At 69.9% G+C, this 18,098-nt stretch carries 23 protein-coding genes and 2 tRNA genes; 11 read left to right on the forward strand and 14 right to left on the reverse strand.

All coding sequences use genetic code 11. The features are described from left to right. Window positions 1-80 precede the first annotated feature (80 nt). Window positions 81-473 (forward strand): SCO5389 family protein, encoded by a 393-nt coding sequence (locus ACZ7OU_RS06130; protein ID WP_470240079.1) that lies wholly within the window; start codon window positions 81-83, stop codon window positions 471-473. A gap of 37 nt (window positions 474-510) precedes the next feature. On the opposite strand, the gene ACZ7OU_RS06135 is transcribed toward ACZ7OU_RS06130, so the two are convergent. From ACZ7OU_RS06135 to ACZ7OU_RS06145, 3 genes are read right to left on the reverse strand one after another with little or no spacing between them, the layout of a single operon-like run. After that, a complete protein-coding gene (locus ACZ7OU_RS06135) occupies window positions 511-1,005 on the reverse strand; it encodes a protein-tyrosine phosphatase family protein (RefSeq protein ID WP_470254403.1) in 495 nt (164 codons plus the stop codon). 53 nt (window positions 1,006-1,058) lie between these two features. Continuing rightward, window positions 1,059-1,214 (reverse strand): hypothetical protein, encoded by a 156-nt coding sequence (locus tag ACZ7OU_RS06140; RefSeq protein ID WP_284743404.1) that lies wholly within the window; start codon window positions 1,212-1,214, stop codon window positions 1,059-1,061. Next, entirely contained in the window at window positions 1,214-2,290 is a 1,077-nt protein-coding gene (locus ACZ7OU_RS06145; RefSeq protein ID WP_470240081.1) for a class E sortase, read from the reverse strand. Before ACZ7OU_RS06145 ends, ACZ7OU_RS06140 begins: the two co-directional genes overlap by 1 nt. Before the next feature lie 182 nt (window positions 2,291-2,472). Here ACZ7OU_RS06145 and crgA point away from each other — a divergent pair, with 182 nt between their 5' ends. Together crgA and ACZ7OU_RS06155 are read left to right on the forward strand one after the other, a co-directional pair. Continuing rightward, the gene (gene crgA / locus ACZ7OU_RS06150) at window positions 2,473-2,739 is read left to right on the forward strand and encodes a cell division protein CrgA (protein ID WP_155548322.1); all 267 of its coding nucleotides are present in this window, start codon (window positions 2,473-2,475) and stop codon (window positions 2,737-2,739) included. Window positions 2,740-2,851: 112 nt separating this feature from the next. Further along, a complete protein-coding gene (locus ACZ7OU_RS06155) occupies window positions 2,852-3,229 on the forward strand; it encodes a PH domain-containing protein (RefSeq protein WP_470240784.1) in 378 nt (125 codons plus the stop codon). On the opposite strand, the gene ACZ7OU_RS06160 is transcribed toward ACZ7OU_RS06155, so the two are convergent. Next, entirely contained in the window at window positions 3,226-4,191 is a 966-nt protein-coding gene (locus ACZ7OU_RS06160; RefSeq protein ID WP_470240082.1) for a rhomboid family intramembrane serine protease, read from the reverse strand. The genes ACZ7OU_RS06155 and ACZ7OU_RS06160 overlap by 4 nt on opposite strands. A gap of 32 nt (window positions 4,192-4,223) precedes the next feature. After that, entirely contained in the window at window positions 4,224-4,748 is a 525-nt protein-coding gene (locus ACZ7OU_RS06165; RefSeq protein ID WP_470240083.1) for a peptidylprolyl isomerase, read from the reverse strand. Window positions 4,749-4,837: 89 nt separating this feature from the next. Here ACZ7OU_RS06165 and ACZ7OU_RS06170 point away from each other — a divergent pair, with 89 nt between their 5' ends. Continuing rightward, window positions 4,838-5,374, forward strand: coding sequence for a hypothetical protein (locus ACZ7OU_RS06170; protein ID WP_470240084.1), 537 nt, complete (start codon window positions 4,838-4,840; stop codon window positions 5,372-5,374). Window positions 5,375-5,436: 62 nt separating this feature from the next. Here the strand turns inward: ACZ7OU_RS06170 and ACZ7OU_RS06175 are convergent, their stop codons facing one another. Then, a complete protein-coding gene (locus ACZ7OU_RS06175) occupies window positions 5,437-5,889 on the reverse strand; it encodes a DUF6918 family protein (RefSeq protein WP_470254404.1) in 453 nt (150 codons plus the stop codon). A gap of 148 nt (window positions 5,890-6,037) precedes the next feature. Beyond that, window positions 6,038-6,571: a DUF2020 domain-containing protein gene (locus ACZ7OU_RS06180; protein ID WP_470254405.1), complete on the reverse strand. Its 534-nt coding sequence runs from the start codon at window positions 6,569-6,571 to the stop codon at window positions 6,038-6,040. Between the two features lie 103 nt (window positions 6,572-6,674). Between ACZ7OU_RS06180 and ACZ7OU_RS06185 the strand changes: the two genes are divergently transcribed. From ACZ7OU_RS06185 to ACZ7OU_RS06195, 3 genes are read left to right on the forward strand one after another with little or no spacing between them, the layout of a single operon-like run. Further along, the gene (locus ACZ7OU_RS06185; protein WP_470240087.1) at window positions 6,675-7,346 is read left to right on the forward strand and encodes a hypothetical protein; all 672 of its coding nucleotides are present in this window, start codon (window positions 6,675-6,677) and stop codon (window positions 7,344-7,346) included. A gap of 1 nt (window position 7,347) precedes the next feature. Further along, window positions 7,348-7,986, forward strand: coding sequence for a pyridoxine/pyridoxamine 5'-phosphate oxidase (locus ACZ7OU_RS06190; protein WP_470254406.1), 639 nt, complete (start codon window positions 7,348-7,350; stop codon window positions 7,984-7,986). Between the two features lie 51 nt (window positions 7,987-8,037). After that, window positions 8,038-9,165 carry an SMP-30/gluconolactonase/LRE family protein gene (locus ACZ7OU_RS06195; protein WP_470254407.1) on the forward strand — a complete coding sequence of 376 codons (1,128 nt, stop codon included), beginning with the start codon at window positions 8,038-8,040 and terminating at the stop codon, window positions 9,163-9,165. A gap of 201 nt (window positions 9,166-9,366) precedes the next feature. On the opposite strand, the gene ACZ7OU_RS06200 is transcribed toward ACZ7OU_RS06195, so the two are convergent. Then, window positions 9,367-10,212: a DNA glycosylase AlkZ-like family protein gene (locus ACZ7OU_RS06200; protein ID WP_470254408.1), complete on the reverse strand. Its 846-nt coding sequence runs from the start codon at window positions 10,210-10,212 to the stop codon at window positions 9,367-9,369. A gap of 61 nt (window positions 10,213-10,273) precedes the next feature. Between ACZ7OU_RS06200 and ACZ7OU_RS06205 the strand changes: the two genes are divergently transcribed. Next, complete coding sequence (locus ACZ7OU_RS06205) at window positions 10,274-11,662, forward strand: alpha/beta fold hydrolase (RefSeq protein WP_470254409.1); 1,389 nt, start codon at window positions 10,274-10,276, stop codon at window positions 11,660-11,662. On the opposite strand, the gene lipB is transcribed toward ACZ7OU_RS06205, so the two are convergent. The 3 genes from lipB to ACZ7OU_RS06220 all read right to left on the reverse strand — a co-directional run bounded on the left by lipB (window position 11,646) and on the right by ACZ7OU_RS06220 (window position 12,576). Beyond that, the gene (gene lipB, locus ACZ7OU_RS06210) at window positions 11,646-12,281 is read right to left on the reverse strand and encodes a lipoyl(octanoyl) transferase LipB (protein ID WP_470254410.1); all 636 of its coding nucleotides are present in this window, start codon (window positions 12,279-12,281) and stop codon (window positions 11,646-11,648) included. The two genes, ACZ7OU_RS06205 and lipB, sit on opposite strands and share 17 nt — an antisense overlap. A 28-nt stretch (window positions 12,282-12,309) precedes the next feature. Further along, window positions 12,310-12,382 (reverse strand) — tRNA-Ala (locus tag ACZ7OU_RS06215). 26 nt (window positions 12,383-12,408) lie between these two features. Further along, complete coding sequence (locus ACZ7OU_RS06220; protein ID WP_086679331.1) at window positions 12,409-12,576, reverse strand: DLW-39 family protein; 168 nt, start codon at window positions 12,574-12,576, stop codon at window positions 12,409-12,411. A gap of 414 nt (window positions 12,577-12,990) precedes the next feature. Here ACZ7OU_RS06220 and ACZ7OU_RS06225 point away from each other — a divergent pair, with 414 nt between their 5' ends. From ACZ7OU_RS06225 to ACZ7OU_RS06235, 3 genes are read left to right on the forward strand one after another with little or no spacing between them, the layout of a single operon-like run. After that, the gene (locus tag ACZ7OU_RS06225; protein ID WP_470254411.1) at window positions 12,991-13,431 is read left to right on the forward strand and encodes a VOC family protein; all 441 of its coding nucleotides are present in this window, start codon (window positions 12,991-12,993) and stop codon (window positions 13,429-13,431) included. Between the two features lie 28 nt (window positions 13,432-13,459). Continuing rightward, window positions 13,460-13,906 carry a nitroreductase family deazaflavin-dependent oxidoreductase gene (locus ACZ7OU_RS06230; RefSeq protein ID WP_470254412.1) on the forward strand — a complete coding sequence of 149 codons (447 nt, stop codon included), beginning with the start codon at window positions 13,460-13,462 and terminating at the stop codon, window positions 13,904-13,906. Between the two features lie 29 nt (window positions 13,907-13,935). Next, window positions 13,936-14,577, forward strand: a complete 642-nt coding sequence (locus ACZ7OU_RS06235; protein ID WP_470254413.1) for an alpha/beta hydrolase — start codon at window positions 13,936-13,938, stop codon at window positions 14,575-14,577. Window positions 14,578-14,668: 91 nt separating this feature from the next. Here the strand turns inward: ACZ7OU_RS06235 and ACZ7OU_RS06240 are convergent. The 3 genes from ACZ7OU_RS06240 to gyrA form a co-directional block, all read right to left on the reverse strand. Next, window positions 14,669-14,742: transfer RNA gene (locus ACZ7OU_RS06240), tRNA-Ile, on the reverse strand. Window positions 14,743-14,791: 49 nt separating this feature from the next. Beyond that, window positions 14,792-15,472, reverse strand: a complete 681-nt coding sequence (locus tag ACZ7OU_RS06245; RefSeq protein ID WP_470254414.1) for a DUF3566 domain-containing protein — start codon at window positions 15,470-15,472, stop codon at window positions 14,792-14,794. A gap of 50 nt (window positions 15,473-15,522) precedes the next feature. After that, window positions 15,523-18,078, reverse strand: a complete 2,556-nt coding sequence (gene gyrA / locus ACZ7OU_RS06250) for a DNA gyrase subunit A (RefSeq protein ID WP_470254415.1) — start codon at window positions 18,076-18,078, stop codon at window positions 15,523-15,525. Window positions 18,079-18,098 lie beyond the last annotated feature (20 nt).

Raw genomic sequence — 18,098 nt, forward strand, 5'->3', positions numbered from 1 at the left:
GTGATGATCATCGTTTTCTCTTGTGGCGGAGCGACGCGGCCGGTAGCCAGGAGAGTGGCCCTGCTCAAACTGGAGGTTCGATGTCCCTGGACGTGTCACCCGCGCTGCTGGAGAAGGCCGAGCGCGGGGAGGTCACCGACGCCGAGTTCGTCACCTGCGTCAAGGAATCCCTGCCCTACGCCTGGGAGGTCATCACGGGCGTCATCGCCGACGCCGACGGCGCGGCGGACGGTTTCGCCGACAACGAGACGCCGCCACCGAGCGAAGCGGCTCGCGGCCAGCTGCTGCGGGCACTGGCCTCGGACGCGATCCGCGGCGGCCTCGAGCGCCACTTCGGCGTCAAGCTGGCCTTCCAGAACTGCCACCGGGTCGCCGTGTTCAAGAACTCCGAGCTCGACGGCGACCGGTACCGCGCGTTCGTCTCGCCGCGCGGCCAGCTGCTCAACCAGAGCCCGGAGCTGCGGGACTGCTAGCCGGCCCTCCGGCGCACCCCCGGTGCGCCGGAGGCCCTCAGTACCCGAGCCCGACCAGCAGGCGCGCGGTCGGCAGCCCGCTCTCGAGGTACTGCACGAACAGCTCGTTGTGGAGCGCCCACGGCGACCGCCGCCGCCGGATCAGCGCGATCGCCTCCGGCACGCCGAGCCCCAGCCCGACAAGCGTCTGCGCGACGACCAGGCCCGACCGGTTGAGCCCGGCGTGGCAGCGCACGAGCGTCGGCCGCCCCGCGCGGACCGCTTCGGTGGCGAGCACCGCGAACCGCTCGACCTCGGCGATCTGCGCCTCGCTCAACGGCCCGTCCGGCATCTCGGCGAAGTGGTGCTCGACGCCGGGCGGCGGGCCGTGCCCGTCACGCTGGTAGAGGCTGAGCACGAGGTCGAACTCGCGCCCGACGACGACCGGCTCCTCGCCCGCGCGGACGTGCCCGCCCATCCACAGGTACGGCCGGATCTCGTTCCACGAGTCTTCCGGCGGCGAGTTGTCGCGGTCCTTCTGACGTGTCTTCACGGCGGCCCCTCTCCCGAGAGGGGAAACGGACCGCGCGCCCGGCGGGTTCCGGCTCAGTTGACCGCGACCTCGTTGAACCACAGGCGCGGCTCCAGCCACGGGAACACCACGAACATCAGCAGCGCCACGACGCCGAGGGCCAGGACCACCGCGATCGTCAGCTTGACCGCGAACGGGCCGGGGAACTTCCGCCAGAGCCACCCGTACATCAGGCCTCCCCGATCTTCGAGAGCAGGTCGCCGTAGTCCTTGACCTGGTTCTTCGGCACCTGCTGGGTGAGCACCGACGTGATGATGAGCCGCTGCTGGGCGGAGAACTGCGGGTGGCACGTGGTGAGCGTGAGCAGCGCGGCCTGCTGGGCCTTCGGCAGCGTGTCGGCGCCCTTGTACGGGACCGGGTTCACCGCGGTGCCCTGGCTGGGCAGCACGACCTTGCGGCCAAACGTCTCGTCGTACGCGCCGCCGTCTTCGGCGTTCGGGTCGCGGAGGGTCGAGACGCCCTTGCACTTCGGGTCGGCACCCTTGCCGCCGGCCCAGTTCTCGATCTCGTCGTCGTAGGGCAGGACCTTGTAGATGTAGAAGTCGGTCGAAGTCTCGATCACGATCTGGTCACAAGAGGAGAGGTTGTCCAGGTCGTTGAACGGGGCGCCCTTGCCGACGCGGTGGCCGGCGACGGCGAAGTTGCCGGGCTCGCCAGGCAGCGACGTGCCCTTGTAGTGGCCGGGCCCGACCTCCAGGGAGGCGTCGTCGGTGCCCTCCTGGATCGTGAAGTTGTAGTCGACGCCGAACTCCGGGATGTGGATCCGGGCGAACGCCTTGCCGTCGATCAGCTCGGGGTGCAGCGTGCGGTCGTGCGCCCAGTCGCCGTCGAGCTGGTCGCTCGCCTCGGACTGCTTGCCCGCCGAGAACAGGTCGGTCACGTACAGCTCGTAGACCATGAACAGCAGCACGACCAGGCCCAGCGTGATGAGGATTTCGCCGGCCGTCCGGATCGCGACGCCACCCTTGCCCAGCGGCGCGGGCGGCGGCTTCTCCGCGGTCGCGGTGCCCCCCTTGCCGACCGGCGCGAACACGACCGTCTCCTCGGCCGAACCCGGCGGCGGAGTGGGGCTGGTGTAGCGGCGGCGGGCCGGCGGGGGCCCCTGCTGAGGGCGCCGGGGCGGCTGTCCCTGGGGCTGGCGGGGCGGCACCTGGCCGCGCGGGGGCGTGGCGGGACGGCGCTGGGGTACCGGACGTTGCCCGGGGTGTCTGCGCCGGTCGTCATCCGGTTCTTCGCGCGTAGTCACGCAAGCTCCTCTCAAGCCGCGTCCGACACTTGGTGACCCCGACGTCACGGTACGGGAAATCCGACCACTCCCGGCCGCTGCTTTCCTGCGGTCGTTTACGTTAACGTGTGCACGTGGCGCTGGTTGCGCACCCCGAGCGGGTCATCGCCACCGACCAGCCCGAACAGCACCGCGAGGAACAGATGCCCAAGTCCAAGGTCCGCAAGAAGACGGCTTACACCCCGCCTGCCGACCGGCGCACGCCGGTGAAGGTGCGGGCAGCCGGTCCCACCGGTCTCGCCTGGAAGATCCCGATGTTCGGGCTGATGCTCGTGGGCCTGATCTGGCTGCTGGTGAACTACATCGCCGGGGACAAGATCTCCTGGATGGCCGACCTGGGCAACTGGAACTTCGCCGGCGGGTTCGCGCTGATGATCGCGGGTCTCCTCATGACTATGCGCTGGCGCTGATTATTACTCCGAATGGCGGCTTGACGCCGAATTACACCGGTGTGACTCATCCCCAGTGTGGATAACCCCTGTGGATAACTACCCCACCTCGTGGGCGCCGCGGCAGGCCCTTGTGGTATCGGCATGGGCGGTCACCGCGCTGCTGCTCGTCGGCGTGGTGGCCGACGCGCTGACCGGCGACCGCGGCGGCCTGGTGCTGTTCGCCGTCGCCACGGTGGCCGCCGGCGCGTTCGCCGCCCATTCGACGCTCGTCCGGCCCCGGCTGGCCGCCGACACCGAGGGCCTGGTCGCCCGGACCCTCGGCGGCACGCACCGGCTGCCCTGGGCGCAGACTCGCACGCGGCTGCGCACCACCCGCCGGCTGGGCCGCGACGGCGTCACGCTCGAGATCGAGCACGACGACCAGCTCTACGTCTTCGGGTGGCTCGACCTGGGCGAAGACCCTCGCGACGTCATGGACGTGCTCAGCACGCTCCGGGCGCGGAGCTAGCCGCCGCAGGTGTAGTACAGGCCCTGGCGGTACTGGACGAACTGGCAGGTCTCCGGCGGGAACTGCGAGCCCTTGTAGATCATCAGGCCGATGAGCGCGACGGCGATGATCCCGATGCCGATCGCCTGGTAGCGCGCCTGGTTGACCTGCGGCGCGTAGAGCAGCGCGACGGTGAGCAGGGCCCCGGTCACGAGCCCGCCGATGTGCCCGTAGATCGAGATGCCCGGGATGCCGAACGTGATGAAGGCGTTCAGCGCGAGCGTGATGATCAGGCCGGTGGGGTTCAGGCGCAGCTTCAGCACGGTGACCGCGTAGGCGCCCATCAGGCCGAACAGCGCCCCGGACGCGCCGGCCGTCCCGGGGAACTCGCCGGGGTTGCCGAACAGCAGCACAGCCGCCGACGCGCCGAGCATCGAGACGAAGTAGAGCGCGAGGTAGCGGCTACGGCCGCAGACCTGCTCCAGCGACCGGCCCATCATCCACAGCGAGAACATGTTGACCGCGATGTGGATGGGTCCGTAGTGCAGGAACCCGTTGGTCAGGACGCGCCACCACTCGCTGTGGCCGAGGGTCGCGTCGCCGTAGAGGCTGGCGTGCTGGAAGACCGATGCCAGTTCGTTGTCGTTCAGGCTGCCCGACTGGACGACCGTGATCAGGAAGACCAGGACGTTCACCGCGAGGATGGCCTGGGTGACGAGCACCGACTGGGACAGCCGCGCACCGAAGACGGTGCGCTGGCCGAACCCGGCTTCCTGGTAGCCCCGGTGCTGACGGCGTTGCTGCTGGCTGCCGCTGTGCACGCAGTCGGTGCACTGGAAGCCGACGGGGGCTTCGCGCAGGCAATCCGGGCACGCCGGACGCCCGCACCGGGAGCAGCTCAGCCCGGTCGGGCGGTTCGGGTGCCACCAGCACCCGGGGAGGGCGGCTTGTGGTTCGGCGGCGGGGTTCGGCGGTTGGCTCACGATGAGAACCAACCTACCGAAACCTGACCGGCTCAGCCCTCGTGGTCGATCGTGACCTTCTCGATGACGACGTCGGACAGCGGACGGTCCGCCGGCCCGGTCGAGGTGCGGCCGATCGCGTCGACGACGTTGCGCGACTCCTGGTCGGCCACCTCACCGAAGATCGTGTGCCGGAAGTTCAGGTGGGTGGTCGGCGCGACGGTGATGAAGAACTGCGAGCCGTTCGTGCCGGGCCCGGCGTTCGCCATGGCCAGCAGGTACGGCTTGCTGAACTGCAGCTCCGGGTGGAACTCGTCGCCGAACTTGTAGCCGGGGCCGCCGCGGCCGGTGCCGGTCGGGTCGCCGCCCTGCAGCATGAAGCCGTCGATGACCCGGTGGAAGATCGAACCGTCGTAGAAGGGGCCGGAGTTCGTGCCCGCCGCGTTCGGCTGGGTGTACTCCTTGGTGCCTTCCGCCAGCCCGACGAAGTTCGCGACCGTCTTCGGCGCGTGGTCGGGGAGCAGGTTCAGGTTGATGTCACCCTGGTTGGTGTGCAGCGTAGCTTTCACGAGTCTCATCGTGCCATCAGCAGCGGGCGGCGGCGAAAAGGGGCACGATAGGTTACGGGTAACAGAGCAGTGTCAAAACGAATGATGAGGTGAAGTCCATGTCCCGGGCGACAGCCCAGGCCGCCGAGACCGCCGACAAACTCGTCTCCGAGGGCGTCAAGCACGGCCGGCGCGCGCAGAAGCAGCTCGCGAAGAAGACCGAGCTCACCCGCAAGGAGCTCAAGAAGAGCTCGAAGGCCGCTCGCCAGGAAGCCCTCGCCCGGCTTTCCGAGCTGCGCAAGCCGGGTCGCAAGGCGAAGAAGGCCGCCATCAAGGCCGCGAAGGCGGCCGGTGAGTCGAAGCGCCGCGGCAAGAAGGACTTCAAGTCCGCGAAGAAGGACTTCGCCGCTGCCTTGGTCGAGGCGAAGGCCGCAGCCAAGGGGACGCGCAGCCGTCGTCGCTGGCCGTGGCTGCTCGGCCTGGTCGTGGTCGGCGCCGGTGCCGCCTACGTCCTCCGCTCGAAGCAGGAGCCCCCGGTCGCGCCCGCGCCGCCGAAGGCCACCCCGCCCGCGCCGAAGCCCGCCGAAGCGGCGAAGCCGAGCCCGCAGGCGAACGGCAAGGCGCCGTCCCCGGCGCCCGCCGAGAAGAAGAACTGAGCGCGACGCGAAGAGGCCCCCGGCGTGCACCGGGGGCCTCTTCAGTCGTGCCTTGAGCCGGATCAGGCGTTGGCGGCGTGCTTGTCGACCAGCGCGCCGAGGCGGGGCAGCGCCTCTTCGACGTTCTTCTTGCCGTTCGGGCGCAGCTTGCCGTAGACCTTCTTGATGCTGTCACGGCTGCTGCGCTCCGCGCGCGAGTCGGTGACGCTCAGCAGCGCGTCGGAAGCCTCGTCCGAGCGGCTGGACAGGTAGGCACCGAAGTCGTTGCCGCCCTGGGCCCGGTAGTCGCCGTAGAACGGCTCGAGCGCGCCCACGAAGTCCGGCAGCAGCGTGTCGACGGCCGAGGGGATGATGCCCGGCTTGATCTTCTTGACCGCGGCGAAGCCGGTCTTGACGACGGCACCCGAGACGCCGCCCTTGTCGGAGACCTCGGCGTCGACGAGGGTCTCGAAGTCGGTCACGACGGCCGGGCGACGGCCGGAGTCGAGCAGGATTTCCTTGAGGGTGTCAGCCACGATCTAGTCCTTTGTCGTTGCAGATTTTGTGCCCGTCCCCCGGGGGTGGGGATCCCCCGATGGCTGCGGTGCGCGAGTCCACGAAGCCTGCGCGTGACGCACAGGGTAATACAAGATCAACATCACTCACCCGTGTGGAGCCCGCTACCTAGAGCTTCAGGGCAGCGATAGCCTTCTTGACCACTGTGCGTGCTTTGACGCTCTGCTTTTGGTTAGTGGTCGCGATGACCGCCGCGGTCCCCTTCGCGACCGCGTAGACGGCCCCGTCGTCGGTCGACTCGTACCCGCCCTTCCAGCCGGTCGGGTCGCTCGCCGGGTTCGACGAGTCGACCGGCGCCACCTTGTTGACCAGCGCCGTCGCCGTCTTCGCGTCCCCGACGTACACCCGGACGGTGAGCTGGATCTTCCCGTCCGGGCGGTAGAAGAAGCACGCCGGATGCGGCTTGTCCGCCGACACCCGCACCTTCGAGACGTGCTGCCCGTTCGAGTCGGCCACGAACTCACTGGCGAGGTACGGGCAGTCCTCGGTCGCGGCCGGCTGGGGATCCGGCGGCAGCTCCGAACCCGCGGCGGCGCCGGTGGACGCCGACGGCGGGCTGGGGGTCGCGGTACCGGACACGAGGGAGGGGCCGCAGCCGGCCAGCAGCACCACGGCGGGCGCGAGAAGTACGAGTCGTCGCATAGCGCGCACAGTCAACCATGAAGCGTGTGTGAAAACCGCTGGCTGAACTCGACGTGACCGCCGGTCGTGCGACGATGGCGTCCTCAGTGAGGGAGGTCCCGGCTTGCTTACCCCCGAGCAGTACCTCGGCGTGGTGGCCGAGCGCATCCAGCGCTCCGGCGGCAACCTCGGCTCCGTGCCGATCGGCCCGGCGACGGCGGTGGCCGGCCTGTTCGCCGAGTCGGTGATGCTCTCGATGATGAACTACTGCGTCATCGCCGCGCCCGTGCCCGAGGTCAGCGCGGCCGCGCTGTACGACTTCACCGGCCGCGCCACGCAGTACGCGCGCGCGAACCTGGTCGGCACCATGGGCTGGACCGCGGCGTCGGTCGTCATCGCCGGGCTCGTCGGCCGGCAGGTGTACCCGGACGCCGCGCAGGCCGCGTCGGCGAAGACGAGCAACCAGTTCGGCGGCGAGACGCGGATGGTCGCCGTGGACCTCACGGCCGGGCAGACGTACGCGTTCACCGGCGGGAAGATGTGGGGCGCCGCGATGCACGGCGCGATCCGGGCCAAGCTGACGTTCTGCTTCCCGCCGCCCGCCGAGGCTTACCAGCAGGTGCAGTGGCAGCAGGCACAGCAACAGCCGCCGCAGCCGCAGGTTCCGCCGCCGCCCGGCTGGCAGCAGCAGCCGCCCATGGCCGCGCCGCCGGTGCCGCCCCCGCCGTACGCCGGGCAGGCCGGCCCGCAGCCGCCCGTCTACCCGCCGCCGGGACAGCCGCCGTACGGTTACTGACATGGTGCGGTTGCGCGGCTGGCCCTCGTTCCCCGAAGAACTTCCCGTGTTCACGCCGGAAACAGCGGCTGCCGACCCGCAGACGCTCTTCGTCGAGTGGCTGACCGAAGCCGGTGAGCACGTGCTGGCACCGCACGCCGTCACACTGTCCACAGTGGATTCCGACGGCGCGCCGGACGCGCGGGTGGTGATCCTCAAGGACGTCGGCCCGGCCGGCTGGGCGGTCGCCACCAGCTCGGAAAGCCCGAAGGGGCTGCAGCTGCGAAAGGATCCCCGTGCGGCGCTGACGTTTTTCTGGCCCGGGCGAGGCCGTCAGGTCCGGCTGCGCGGCCCGGTGTCCCCCGCGGCGCCCGAGGTGTCCGCGGCGGACTTCCTGGCCCGGCCGCCCGCCTCGCGCGTCGAGGCGTTCATCGGGCACCAGTCCCAGGTGCTGCACGACCCGGCGGACCTCGACGCGGCAGCCGCGGACGCGGAGCGCTGGGTCTCGGAAAACCCGGACACGGCCCCGGAAACGTGGACGCGGTACCTCGTCGACCCGGACGAGGTCGAGTTCTGGCAGGCGAGCCACGACCGCAGGCACGTGCGGCTGCGGTACCGGAAGTCCGACGGCGGCTGGGTCCGCGAGCGTCTCTGGCCTTGACGGGCCCGGCGCGACGCAGTAGGCAGGAAATCCGACAAAACGGAGGCCCGCATGCGCCGAACCGTCGTCCTCACCGTCACCGCCGTGCTGTCCGCGGGATTGTTGTCCGGCGCTTCGGCCGGTGAAACCTCGCCGTCGCGGCACCCCGCTGTCTTCGAGACGGTGTTCGCGTCCCCGCTCGGGATCGAAGGCCTGACCACCGACGGCCGCGGCAACCTCTACGCGCCGGCCCGCGGCGCCGACCCCTGCCCGGTCTACCGCGTCGCGGCGGCCGGCGGTCCAGCCGCGGTCGTCGGCACGATCCCGGCGCCGTGCAACCCCGCCGGGCTCACGTTCGACCGCCGCGGCCGCCTGTACGTCGCGAACGGCGAGACCGTGGTGTCGTTCGTGCCGGACGCGGCGAACCCACCGGCGGCGACGGTGTTCACGAGCGGCGTCCCGGGCGCGAACGGCCTCGCGTTCGACCGGTCGGGCGCACTCTGGATCTCCGACGGCGGGACCGGCCAGGGCCGGGTCTGGCGAGCGGGCGCGGACGGCGTCGCGCTCGAACAGTTCCGCGTGCAGCCCATGGTCAGCGACGTCATCACCGGCGGGATCGGCCGGGACGTGCGCGGCCTGCCGCCCGGCACGGTCACCATCACGCCGAACGGAAGGACCGCGGCGGACACCGCGGGCTCGCAGCACATCGTCGCCAACGGCCTGGCGTTCACCGCGGACGGCACGCTGCTGGTGGCGGACACGGCACGCGGCGCGCTCTGGCGCGTGCCGATGGACCGCACCGGCCACCCGCGCGCGTCGACCGGCTGCGACATCGCGTTCCCGGCGGACACGCTCTGCCTGGACGACCTCGAGGTGCAGCACCCGTACCTCGAAGGGGCCGACGGGATCGTCCTCGACCGCGCGGGCAACGTCTGGACGGCGGCGAACGAGCGCAACGCGATCGTGCTGGCCCGCCGCGACGGCCGCGTCGTCGAGTACTTCCGCAACCCGGCCGACGCGACGTCGAAGCTGCGCAACGCCGGTCCGCTGGAGTTCCCGACCAGTCCGGTGCTGCTCCCGGACGGCCGCCTGTGCGTCACGAACTCCGACGGCAACCGCCGTGACAACGCGCCGAACACGGCAGGTGAAGCGAACCCCACGGGTCCGGTGCGGGGGAAGATCTCCTGCGTCAAGCCCTGAGCGCGGCCAGGCGCGGCGCCCGGGACTTCGGCGAGTCGAGGCTGAAGCTGCGGACGTCGCCGAGGTCGTCGCGGACGAACTCCTCGGTCGCGGCGACCGCGTCGCGCAGTGCGTCGTCTTCTTCGCCGAAGAACCGGTAGACGATCTTCCCGGCGTCGACGTCGAACTCCCACAGCCCGGCGATCCGGCCGCGGTCGACGATCAGGTGGCACGGCGGATCCGCTTCGGCGCCGAGCGTCGCCTTCCCGCCGGGAGCGGGCCGTTGCGCGTCGGCCGGATCGAGCAGGCGCGGCAGGTCGCGGTGCAGCAGGTGGATGCCGTCGATCCCGGCGACGAGCGCGTAAGACGGCTGGCCGTCGCCGCCACGGTCCGTCCGGAGAACCAGCGGAAGTGCTTGAGCGACGCCGGCGCGGCCCAGGCGAAGTACCGCCGGGCCAGCTCGGCGTCCACATCGGACGGTGCGGGGCGGGGCTCCCACCGGACGTAGCCGTACCGCTGCTGGTCGAGCCGCCCGTTGACCGGCACCCGCCGGATGTCGCCGCGCGCCTGGAGCAGGCCGAGCGCGAGCGGCAAGGTCGTGCTGACGCCACGCTTCTTGCCTGCGTCGCCGAGGCTGCGGACGGCGTCACCCGCCGCGGCCCGCAGCTTCGCCGGGTCGATCGGCTCGGTTCCGAGGACGCCGAGGACGACTTCGCAGAGCTTGTCGATCTCGATGCGCGTCACACCGAGGTGCTTCTCCGCGGCCGCGAGCTCCCCTTCGGGCGCACCCGCGCCGACGGCCAGTCCGAGCGCGAAATCGGCCTCGGGCAGGACGTACGTGCAGCCCCGCGCCGACGGGAGTTCGTGGACGGCGAGCCGGGCGACGTCGGCGTCCACCGCCTCGCGACGCAGGCCGGCGCGGGCGAAGAGGCCGAGGTAGGGCGCGGAACCGCCGACCGAACGGGCCCAGCCGGTCCGTTCGAGGACTTCGGCCGCCGACGCGCCGCGGAGGGTGCCGCCGAGGCCCTGCCGGTGGGCCCACCAGGCTCGCAGCCGCGCTGTCGTCATGCGGGCAAGTATGGCCGTTCGGGGGTATGCGGCGCCCGGGTGAGTGTGGCGATGATGGATCATGCGTTCGAAACTGCTGACCGCCGGGCTGGTCCTGGCGCTGACTGCCGCACTCGGGGGTGTGGCCGCGGCCGACGCGCGTCCTGGGGGACGACCGAAGCTGACGGACCCGCATCCGTGCCCGGGACAACCGGGCTTCACCTGCTCGACGCTGACCGTGCCGTTCGACCACACCGGCCGCCATCCGGGCACGCTCGCCCTGCCGGTCGCGACCGCGGACAACGTGACCGCGCCGAAGGGCGTGCTGCTGTTCCTGACCGGCGGGCCCGGGCAGGGCGGCGTCGGCACCATCACGCGGATCGCCACGCAACGGCTGCCGGAGGTGGCCAAGGACTACCGGTTCGTCATGCTCGACCAGCGCGGAACCGGCGCCGGCGCGCTGAACTGCCCGGGACTGCAGGCGCAGATGGGCAGCTCGGACATCGCGACGCCGACCCGCGACGCGGTCACCGAGTGCGCGCGCATCCTCGGCGACACGGCCCCGCTGTACTCGACCGACCAGACCGTCGAGGACTTCGACCAGCTCCGGCAGGCACTGGGCGTGCCGAAGATGGTGGTCGACGGCGTCTCGTACGGCTCGTTCACGGCGGCGCGGTACGCGATCGCGCACCCGGGCAACGTCGGCAAGGTCGTGCTGGACTCGGTGCTGCCGCACCACGCGACGGCGTCGGCATCCCTCTACCTGACCGGCCTGACCGCCGAGGCCCGCGTCCTGCGCGCGGCGTGCGTGGTGGCCCCGGCCTGCGGCTACGACCCGGCGGACGACCTCGCGGCAGTGGTGCGACAGCGCGGCACGGCCGACGGCGTGAAGATCTTCGACCTGATCGTCACGTACGAGTTCGTCGACCCGACGTACCGCAACCCATCCGCGGGCGACGTCATCGGAGCGCTGCACGCGGCTCGCGCGGGATCGCCGGCGCAGCTGGACCAGCTGCTGGAGGCGTACAAGTCGGGCGGCGACGACCCCGCGTCGTTCAGCTCGGGCCTGCACGCGGCGACGCTGTGCGCGGACCAGCGCTTCCCGTGGGGAACGTCGTCGACGCCGGTCGGTTTGCGCCAGCCGTTGCTGTCGTTGACCGCGCGCGCTCTGCCGGCCTCCGCGACTTGGCCGTACACGACGGAAGTGGCTACGCAGCAAGGTTTCATCCAAGGCTGCCTGCCGTGGCCGGTGGAGCGCGTCGGCTCGAACCCGGCGTCTCGGCTGCCGAACGTCCCGGTGCTGCTGCTGAACGGCGACCGAGACCTGTCGACGCCGTTGGAGTGGGCGAAGGAGGAAGCGGCACAGGCACCGCGGGGCAAGCTGGTGATCGTGCCGGGCGAGTCGCACTCGATCCAGAACCGCGAGCGCGGGCACGCGGGCCGGGACGCGGTGATCAGCTTCCTGAAGTAAGGCTTTCGAAGACGGCGTCGCGCACTTCGGCGTCGGTCGGTGTCCCTCGTCCCTGCTCGGCGGCGAGCTCGGCGAGGGACACCATGGTGACGTCGGCGAGGCCGCAGACGGTGAAGTGGTGGAAGGCGGCCATGTCCGGGTCGACGTTGAGCGCGAAGCCGTGGCTCGTGACGCCGCCGCGGATCCGCATCCCGATCGAGGCGACCTTGCGGTGGTCGGGCGTCCAGACGCCGGCGAGGCTGGAGTGCCCCGTTGGCGTTTCCCTTCTGACGGCGGGAAAGCCGAGCCTCGTCAGCGCGTCGACGAGCCCGGTTTCGAGCCACCGCACGATGTCGACGGGCCCGCGCGCCTTGACGTCGACGACGAGGTAGCCGACGAGCTGCCCGGGCCCGTGATAGGTGGCGAACCCACCGCGATCGACTTGGACGGCGGGAAGGTCGACCGGCAGGTCTTCGGGCTTGGTGCGCGCCCCGTAGGTGACGATCGGCGGGTGGCTGAGGAGGAAGAGCCGATCCTCGGCGAGGCCCTGCTGCCGTTCTTCGACCCAGATCCGCATGTCGGCGAGGGCTTGGTGGTAGTCGACCTCACCGAGGTCGACGCGTTTCATCGGCCATGCCACCAGGCCAGGCTACGCCGGGATTTCGGGGTGGAGCTGAGGGGAATCGAACCCCTGACCCCCGCCTTGCAAAGGCGGTGCTCTACCAATTGAGCTACAGCCCCGGGTGCGGGCTGACGCCCGCCGAAACTCAGTTGTGGGACGCACCCGCCGGCTTGGCCGGAGTGGTGCCGTTGTTCGAGGGGACCGGCGCGGTCGCCTCACGCCAGAGGTCGGCTTCCGCCTTGGCTGCCTTGTTGCGCTTCACGACGAACAGGACGCCGCCCGCGATGACCGCGAGTGCCAGCAGCTTCTTCACCGAAGCCCCCTTCTCAGCTTGCTTCCCTTACCCCGCGATGTTACTGCACCGGCGCCGGCCGCCGTCGGGGGCGGTGGTTCCACGTGGAACCTTGATCGCGCGGGTAACGCACGTCACACGTGGAGGGAAATACGGGGGCGGGGTGTCTCGTTGTACCTACTGGTCGGTGTGCCCACCGTGTCCCCCGGGCCTCAACCACTGCCTTCGCGGAGTTCCGTCCGGCTGGAGCCGCGAAGCGCCTCATCGCCGAGAGGCGACCGTGGCGCGCATCGACCGTGACCGCTCAGCCCTGCCGGTACATTCTCTTCCCGGCAGGGCTGACCTGTTTTTGTGGTTACGTGTCGAGAACGTGGCGCCGGCTCCGTCCCTGGAGCACGAGCGGCCACGAGGGCCGCGCGACCAGGGGAGCAAATCGTGGCAATCCAGCGGATGGACAACATCGGCCTCGTCGTCGAGGACATGGCGGCGGTCATCGAGTTCTTCCTCGACCTCGGCCTGGAGCTCGAAGGAAAGGCGACGGTCGAGGGACCGGACGTGGACCGCCTGGTCGCCCTCGAAGGCGTCCACTGTGATTTGGCGGTCGTGCGGACCCCGGACGGCCACTGCAGGCTCGAACTGATGAAGTTCCACAGCCCGGCGTCCCCCACCCCCGCGGCGCGGAACGCACCGGTCAACGCGTTCGGCTTCCGCCGCATCATGTTCGCCGTCGACGACACGGAGGAGGTCCTCTCCCGCCTGCGCACCCACGGAGCCGAGATCATGGGCGACCGCGTGACGTACGGCGACAGCCACCAGCTGGTCTACGTCCGCGGCCCCGAGGGCATCATCATCGCGCTGGCCGAGAAGATCGCCTGAACCCCATTACTGAGGAGAGGACGCCACGATGGCTGTCGCCGATGACCTCGACCGCGCCACCGATTCGCAGTGGGACTGGGTCGCCGAACAAACCCGCACGTACTTGAACTCGGGCGGCACGGAAGGCCACGAGTCGAACGGCGTGTACACGCTGATCTTGGCCACGACCGGCCGCAAGACCGGAGTCCCGCGCCGCACGTGCCTGATCTACGGAACCTCCGGCGAGGACTTCGTGGTCGTGGCATCTAAAGCCGGCGCCGACGAACACCCGGCGTGGTTCAAGAACCTCGAGGCGAACCCGAGCGTGGGAGTCCAGGTGGGAACCCGCCGTTTGACAGCCCAGGCCCGGGTGGCCACAGCAGCCGAGCGCGGTCCGCTGTGGACGAAGATGGCCGAGATCTTCCCGCTGTACGACGAATACGCGGAGAAGACGGAACGGGAGATCCCGATCGTCCTGCTGACGCCGTCGGAATGACCCCATCGGCGGGACGTCTCGTCACCGAGATGCTCGACTACGACGGTGGCCGGCAGGTCACAGCGTACGTTCCGGCGGATCCACCCCAGGCCGTCGTGTTCGCCGGCGACGGTCCGTCGATCGCCTCGTGGGGGCGCGTTCTCGAGGAGGCCGGTTCGCTGCCCACGATGATCGTCGCCGCACACCGCCTCGACGACGAGACAAAGCGAATCCACGAGTACTCACCGGGCGAAAGCACGGCCGACTTCGTTTTCGACCCGGAACGGTTCGCCGCACACGAGAAGTTCTTCGTAGAAGACGTACCTCGATGGGCACGAACGCGGTTCGGCATCGCGGTACCCGTCGAGCGAACCGCGGTGTTCGGCGTCTCGGCCGGCGCAGAGCTCGCACTCGCCATCGGACTTCGCCATCCCGAGAGCTACGGCGCCATCTTGTGCGCATCACCGGGCGGCGGGTACCAACCGCCGGCAGTGCTACCGAAGCCGCTCCCGCGCACGTATCTCGTCGGCGGCACGAGCGAGCCGTGGTTCCTCGCCAACGCGACCCGCTGGGCCGACGCGCTGCGCAACGCCGGCGCGGAAGTCGTCATGAAGGAACGAATCGGCTCTCACGGCGGTGCGTTCTGGCAAGCGGAGTTCCCGCTGATGGTGGCCTGGGCGTTCGCTCCTTGACGCGTCGCCGGCTCGTCCTGGTGAAGACCGATAGTCCAGCAGACAGCAGAAAGCCCGACTCACCAAAGTGGTGAATCGGGCTTGTTCTGCGTGGGCCTACCAGGACTTGAACCTGGGACCTCTTCGTTATCAGCGAAGCGCTCTAACCGCCTGAGCTATAGGCCCTTGAACGAGGAGAACTTTACAGGACCCCCGAGGGGGCCCTGCAACCGGGTTACTCCCGTTCCGACAGGGTGACTTCGAGGCCGCCCGCGAGGTCGGCTGACACGTTGTAGATGAACGCGCTGACCGTGGCCAGGGCTGAGACCAGGACGATGTTGATCGCGCCGAGGATGGCTGCGATGCCGAACACCCGGCCCGCGCTGATCAGGGGTTCCGAGGAGGCGTTGGCGCCTTCGCCGCCCACCAGGGACGAGTACGTTCCGTTCAGCTTGTCCCAGACGCCCATGCCGTCGAGGACCGTGTACAGGACGCCCACCGCCACCAGCCAGACGAAGAACATCGCGACGCCCAGTACCAGGGACAGCTTCAGGACCGACCACGGGTCGAAGCGCTTGACCTGCAGCGATGCCCGGCGCGGGCCGCGGCCCGGGCGCCGTAGCGCGCTGGGCCGGGCTCGCTGGGACGACGCCGCCGGGACGGCCGCCGCGGATGGCTCGGCGCTGGGTGGGGCGTCGCCGAAGAGGCGGGGGGCCGCGCTGCCGGTCACCACTGTGCGTTGCTCAGCGGAGACCGGCTGCGTCTCGTCGGTCGCCGGCTCGGGTTTGAAGAGCGCCTCGTCCGTGGCCAGCTTCACCGTTGCCTCGGAGTCGCCGTCCTTGCCGACCCGCTGCCAGGGCGGGCTCGCCGGAGTCCCGTTCGAACCCGCTGCCTCGGGATTCTCGGTTGGTGTCACGAAGAGTCAGTCCTTACCCGTGCCGTGGGGCCGTCGTCGGAGAGCAACCATCACTGCTCCGGCGTGGCCGTCGTTTCCTCACCCGCGTCAGGTGCTTCCGGAGCCGGGGCATCCTCGGGGGTGTCACCATTGGCGACGTCCGAGGGCTCGTCCGCGTTGCGTGCGACGGCGAGAAGAGTGGTGCCTTCGCCGAGATTCATCAGCCGGACCCCCTTCGTCTGCCGCCCTGCCTTGCGCACGTCGACCGCCGGCGTGCGGATCACGCCGCCGCTCGAGGTGATCGCGTAGAGCTCGTCCTCGGCGTCGACGATGAGTGCACCCACCAGCCTGCCACGTTTCCGGTCGTGCTGAATGGTGAGCACGCCCTTGCCGCCGCGGCCCTGGACCGGGTAGTCCTCGATCGGGGTGCGCTTGGAGTAGCCGCCGTCGGTCGCGACCAGCAGGAACTTGTCCTCCTTGACCACGCTGATGCCGAGCAGCTCGTCACCGTCGTTGAACCGCATGCCGAGCACGCCGGACGTCGGGCGGCCCATCGGCCGCAGCGCCTCGTCGGTCGCGTGGAAGCGGATCGACTGGCCTTCGGCCGACACCAGGAGCAGGTCGTCCTCGGCCGAGGCCAGCACCGCGCCGACCAGCTCGTCGCCCTCGCGCAGGTTGATGGCGATGAGGCCGCCGGAGCGGTTCGAGTCGAAGTCGGTGAGCTTGGTCTTCTTGACCAGGCCGCGCTTGGTGGCGAGCACCAGGTACGGCGCGACCTCGTAGTTCTTGATCTGGATGACCTGGGCGATCTGCTCGTCCGGCTGGAACGCCATGAGGTTCGCCACGTGCTGGCCGCGCGCGTTGCGGTTGGCCTCGGGCAGCTCGTACGCCTTGGTCCGGTAGACACGGCCCTTGTTCGTGAAGAACAGCATCCAGTCGTGCGTCGAGCAGACGAAGAAGTGCTGGACGATGTCGTCCTGCTTCAGCGTCGCGCCCTGCACGCCCTTGCCGCCGCGCTTCTGCGAGCGGTACAGGTCGGTTTTCGTTCGCTTGGCGTACCCCGTGCGGGTGATGGTGACGACGACGTCCTCGACGGCGATGAGCTCTTCGTCGGTGACGTCGCCACTGAAGCCGATGATCTTCGTGCGGCGGTCGTCGCCGTACTTCTCGACGATCGCCATCAGCTCGTCGCGGATGATCGCGCGCTGGCGCTCCGGCTTCTCGAGGATGTCCTTGAGGTCGGCGATCTCCAGCTCGATCTCGGCCAGCTGGTCGATGATCCGCTGACGCTCCAGGGCGGCGAGGCGCCGCAGCTGCATGTCGAGGATCGCGGTCGCCTGGATCTCGTCGACGTCCAGCAGCTCCATCAGGGCCGGCCGCGCTTCGTCGGCGGACGGCGACCGCCGGATCAGCGCGATGACCTCGTCGAGCGCGTCGAGCGCCTTGACGTACCCACGCAGGATGTGGGCCCGCTCCTCGGCCTTCTTCAGGCGGAAGCGGGTCCGCCGGACGATGACCTCGACCTGGTGCTTCACGTAGTGCCGGATGATCTGGTCGATCCGCAGCGTGCGGGGCACGCCGTCGACCAGGGCCAGCATGTTGACGCCGAAGTTCTGCTGCAGCTGGGTGTGCTTGAACAGGTTGTTCAGCACGACCTTCGCGACGGCGTCCCGCTTGATCGTGACGACGATCCGCATGCCGGAGCGGCTGTTGGACTCGTCGGCGATGTCGGAGATGCCGGTGAGCTTGCCGTCGCGGACCAGGTTCGCGATGTTCTCGACCAGGTTGTCCGGGTTGACCTGGTACGGCAGCTCGGACACGACCAGGATCGTGCGGCCCTTCGCGTCCTCTTCGACCTCGACGACCGCGCGCATCCGGATCGAGCCGCGGCCGGTGCGGTAGGCGTCCTCGATGCCGGACGTGCCGAGGATCATCGCCTTGGTCGGGAAGTCCGGGCCCTTGATCCGCACCAGCAGCGCGGCCAGCAGCTCGTCGTCGTCCGCTTCGGGGTTCTCGAGCGCCCAGACGACGCCGTCGGAAACCTCGCGCAGGTTGTGCGGCGGGATGTTGGTCGCCATCCCGACCGCGATCCCGGAACCGCCGTTGACCAGCAGGTTCGGGAACCGCGACGGCAGGACGTCGGGCTCCTGCGTGCGGCCGTCGTAGTTGTCGCGGAAGTCGACGGTGTCTTCTTCGATGTCGGCCAGCATCTGCATGGCCAGCGGCGCGAGCCGGGACTCCGTGTACCGCATGGCGGCCGCGGGGTCGTTGCCCGACGAGCCGAAGTTGCCCTGTCCGTCGATCAGCGGGTAGCGCAGCGACCACGGCTGGGCGAGCCGCACGAGCGCGTCGTAGATCGCCGAGTCGCCGTGCGGGTGGTAGTTGCCCATGACGTCGCCGACGACGCGGGAGCACTTGTTGTACCCGCGGTCCGGCCGGAAGCCGGAGTCGAACATCGAGTACAGGATGCGGCGGGCGACCGGCTTGAGGCCGTCACGCACGTCCGGCAGCGCACGCGACACGATGACGCTCATCGCGTAGTCGATGTACGAGCGCTGCATCTCCTGCTGGATGTCGACCGGTTCGATCCGGTCGCTTTCCGGAGCCGGCGGCAGGGTTTCCGTCATGAGTCCTTCTCGAGTGCGGG

Source organism: Amycolatopsis sp. NPDC114505, from assembly GCF_055633615.1.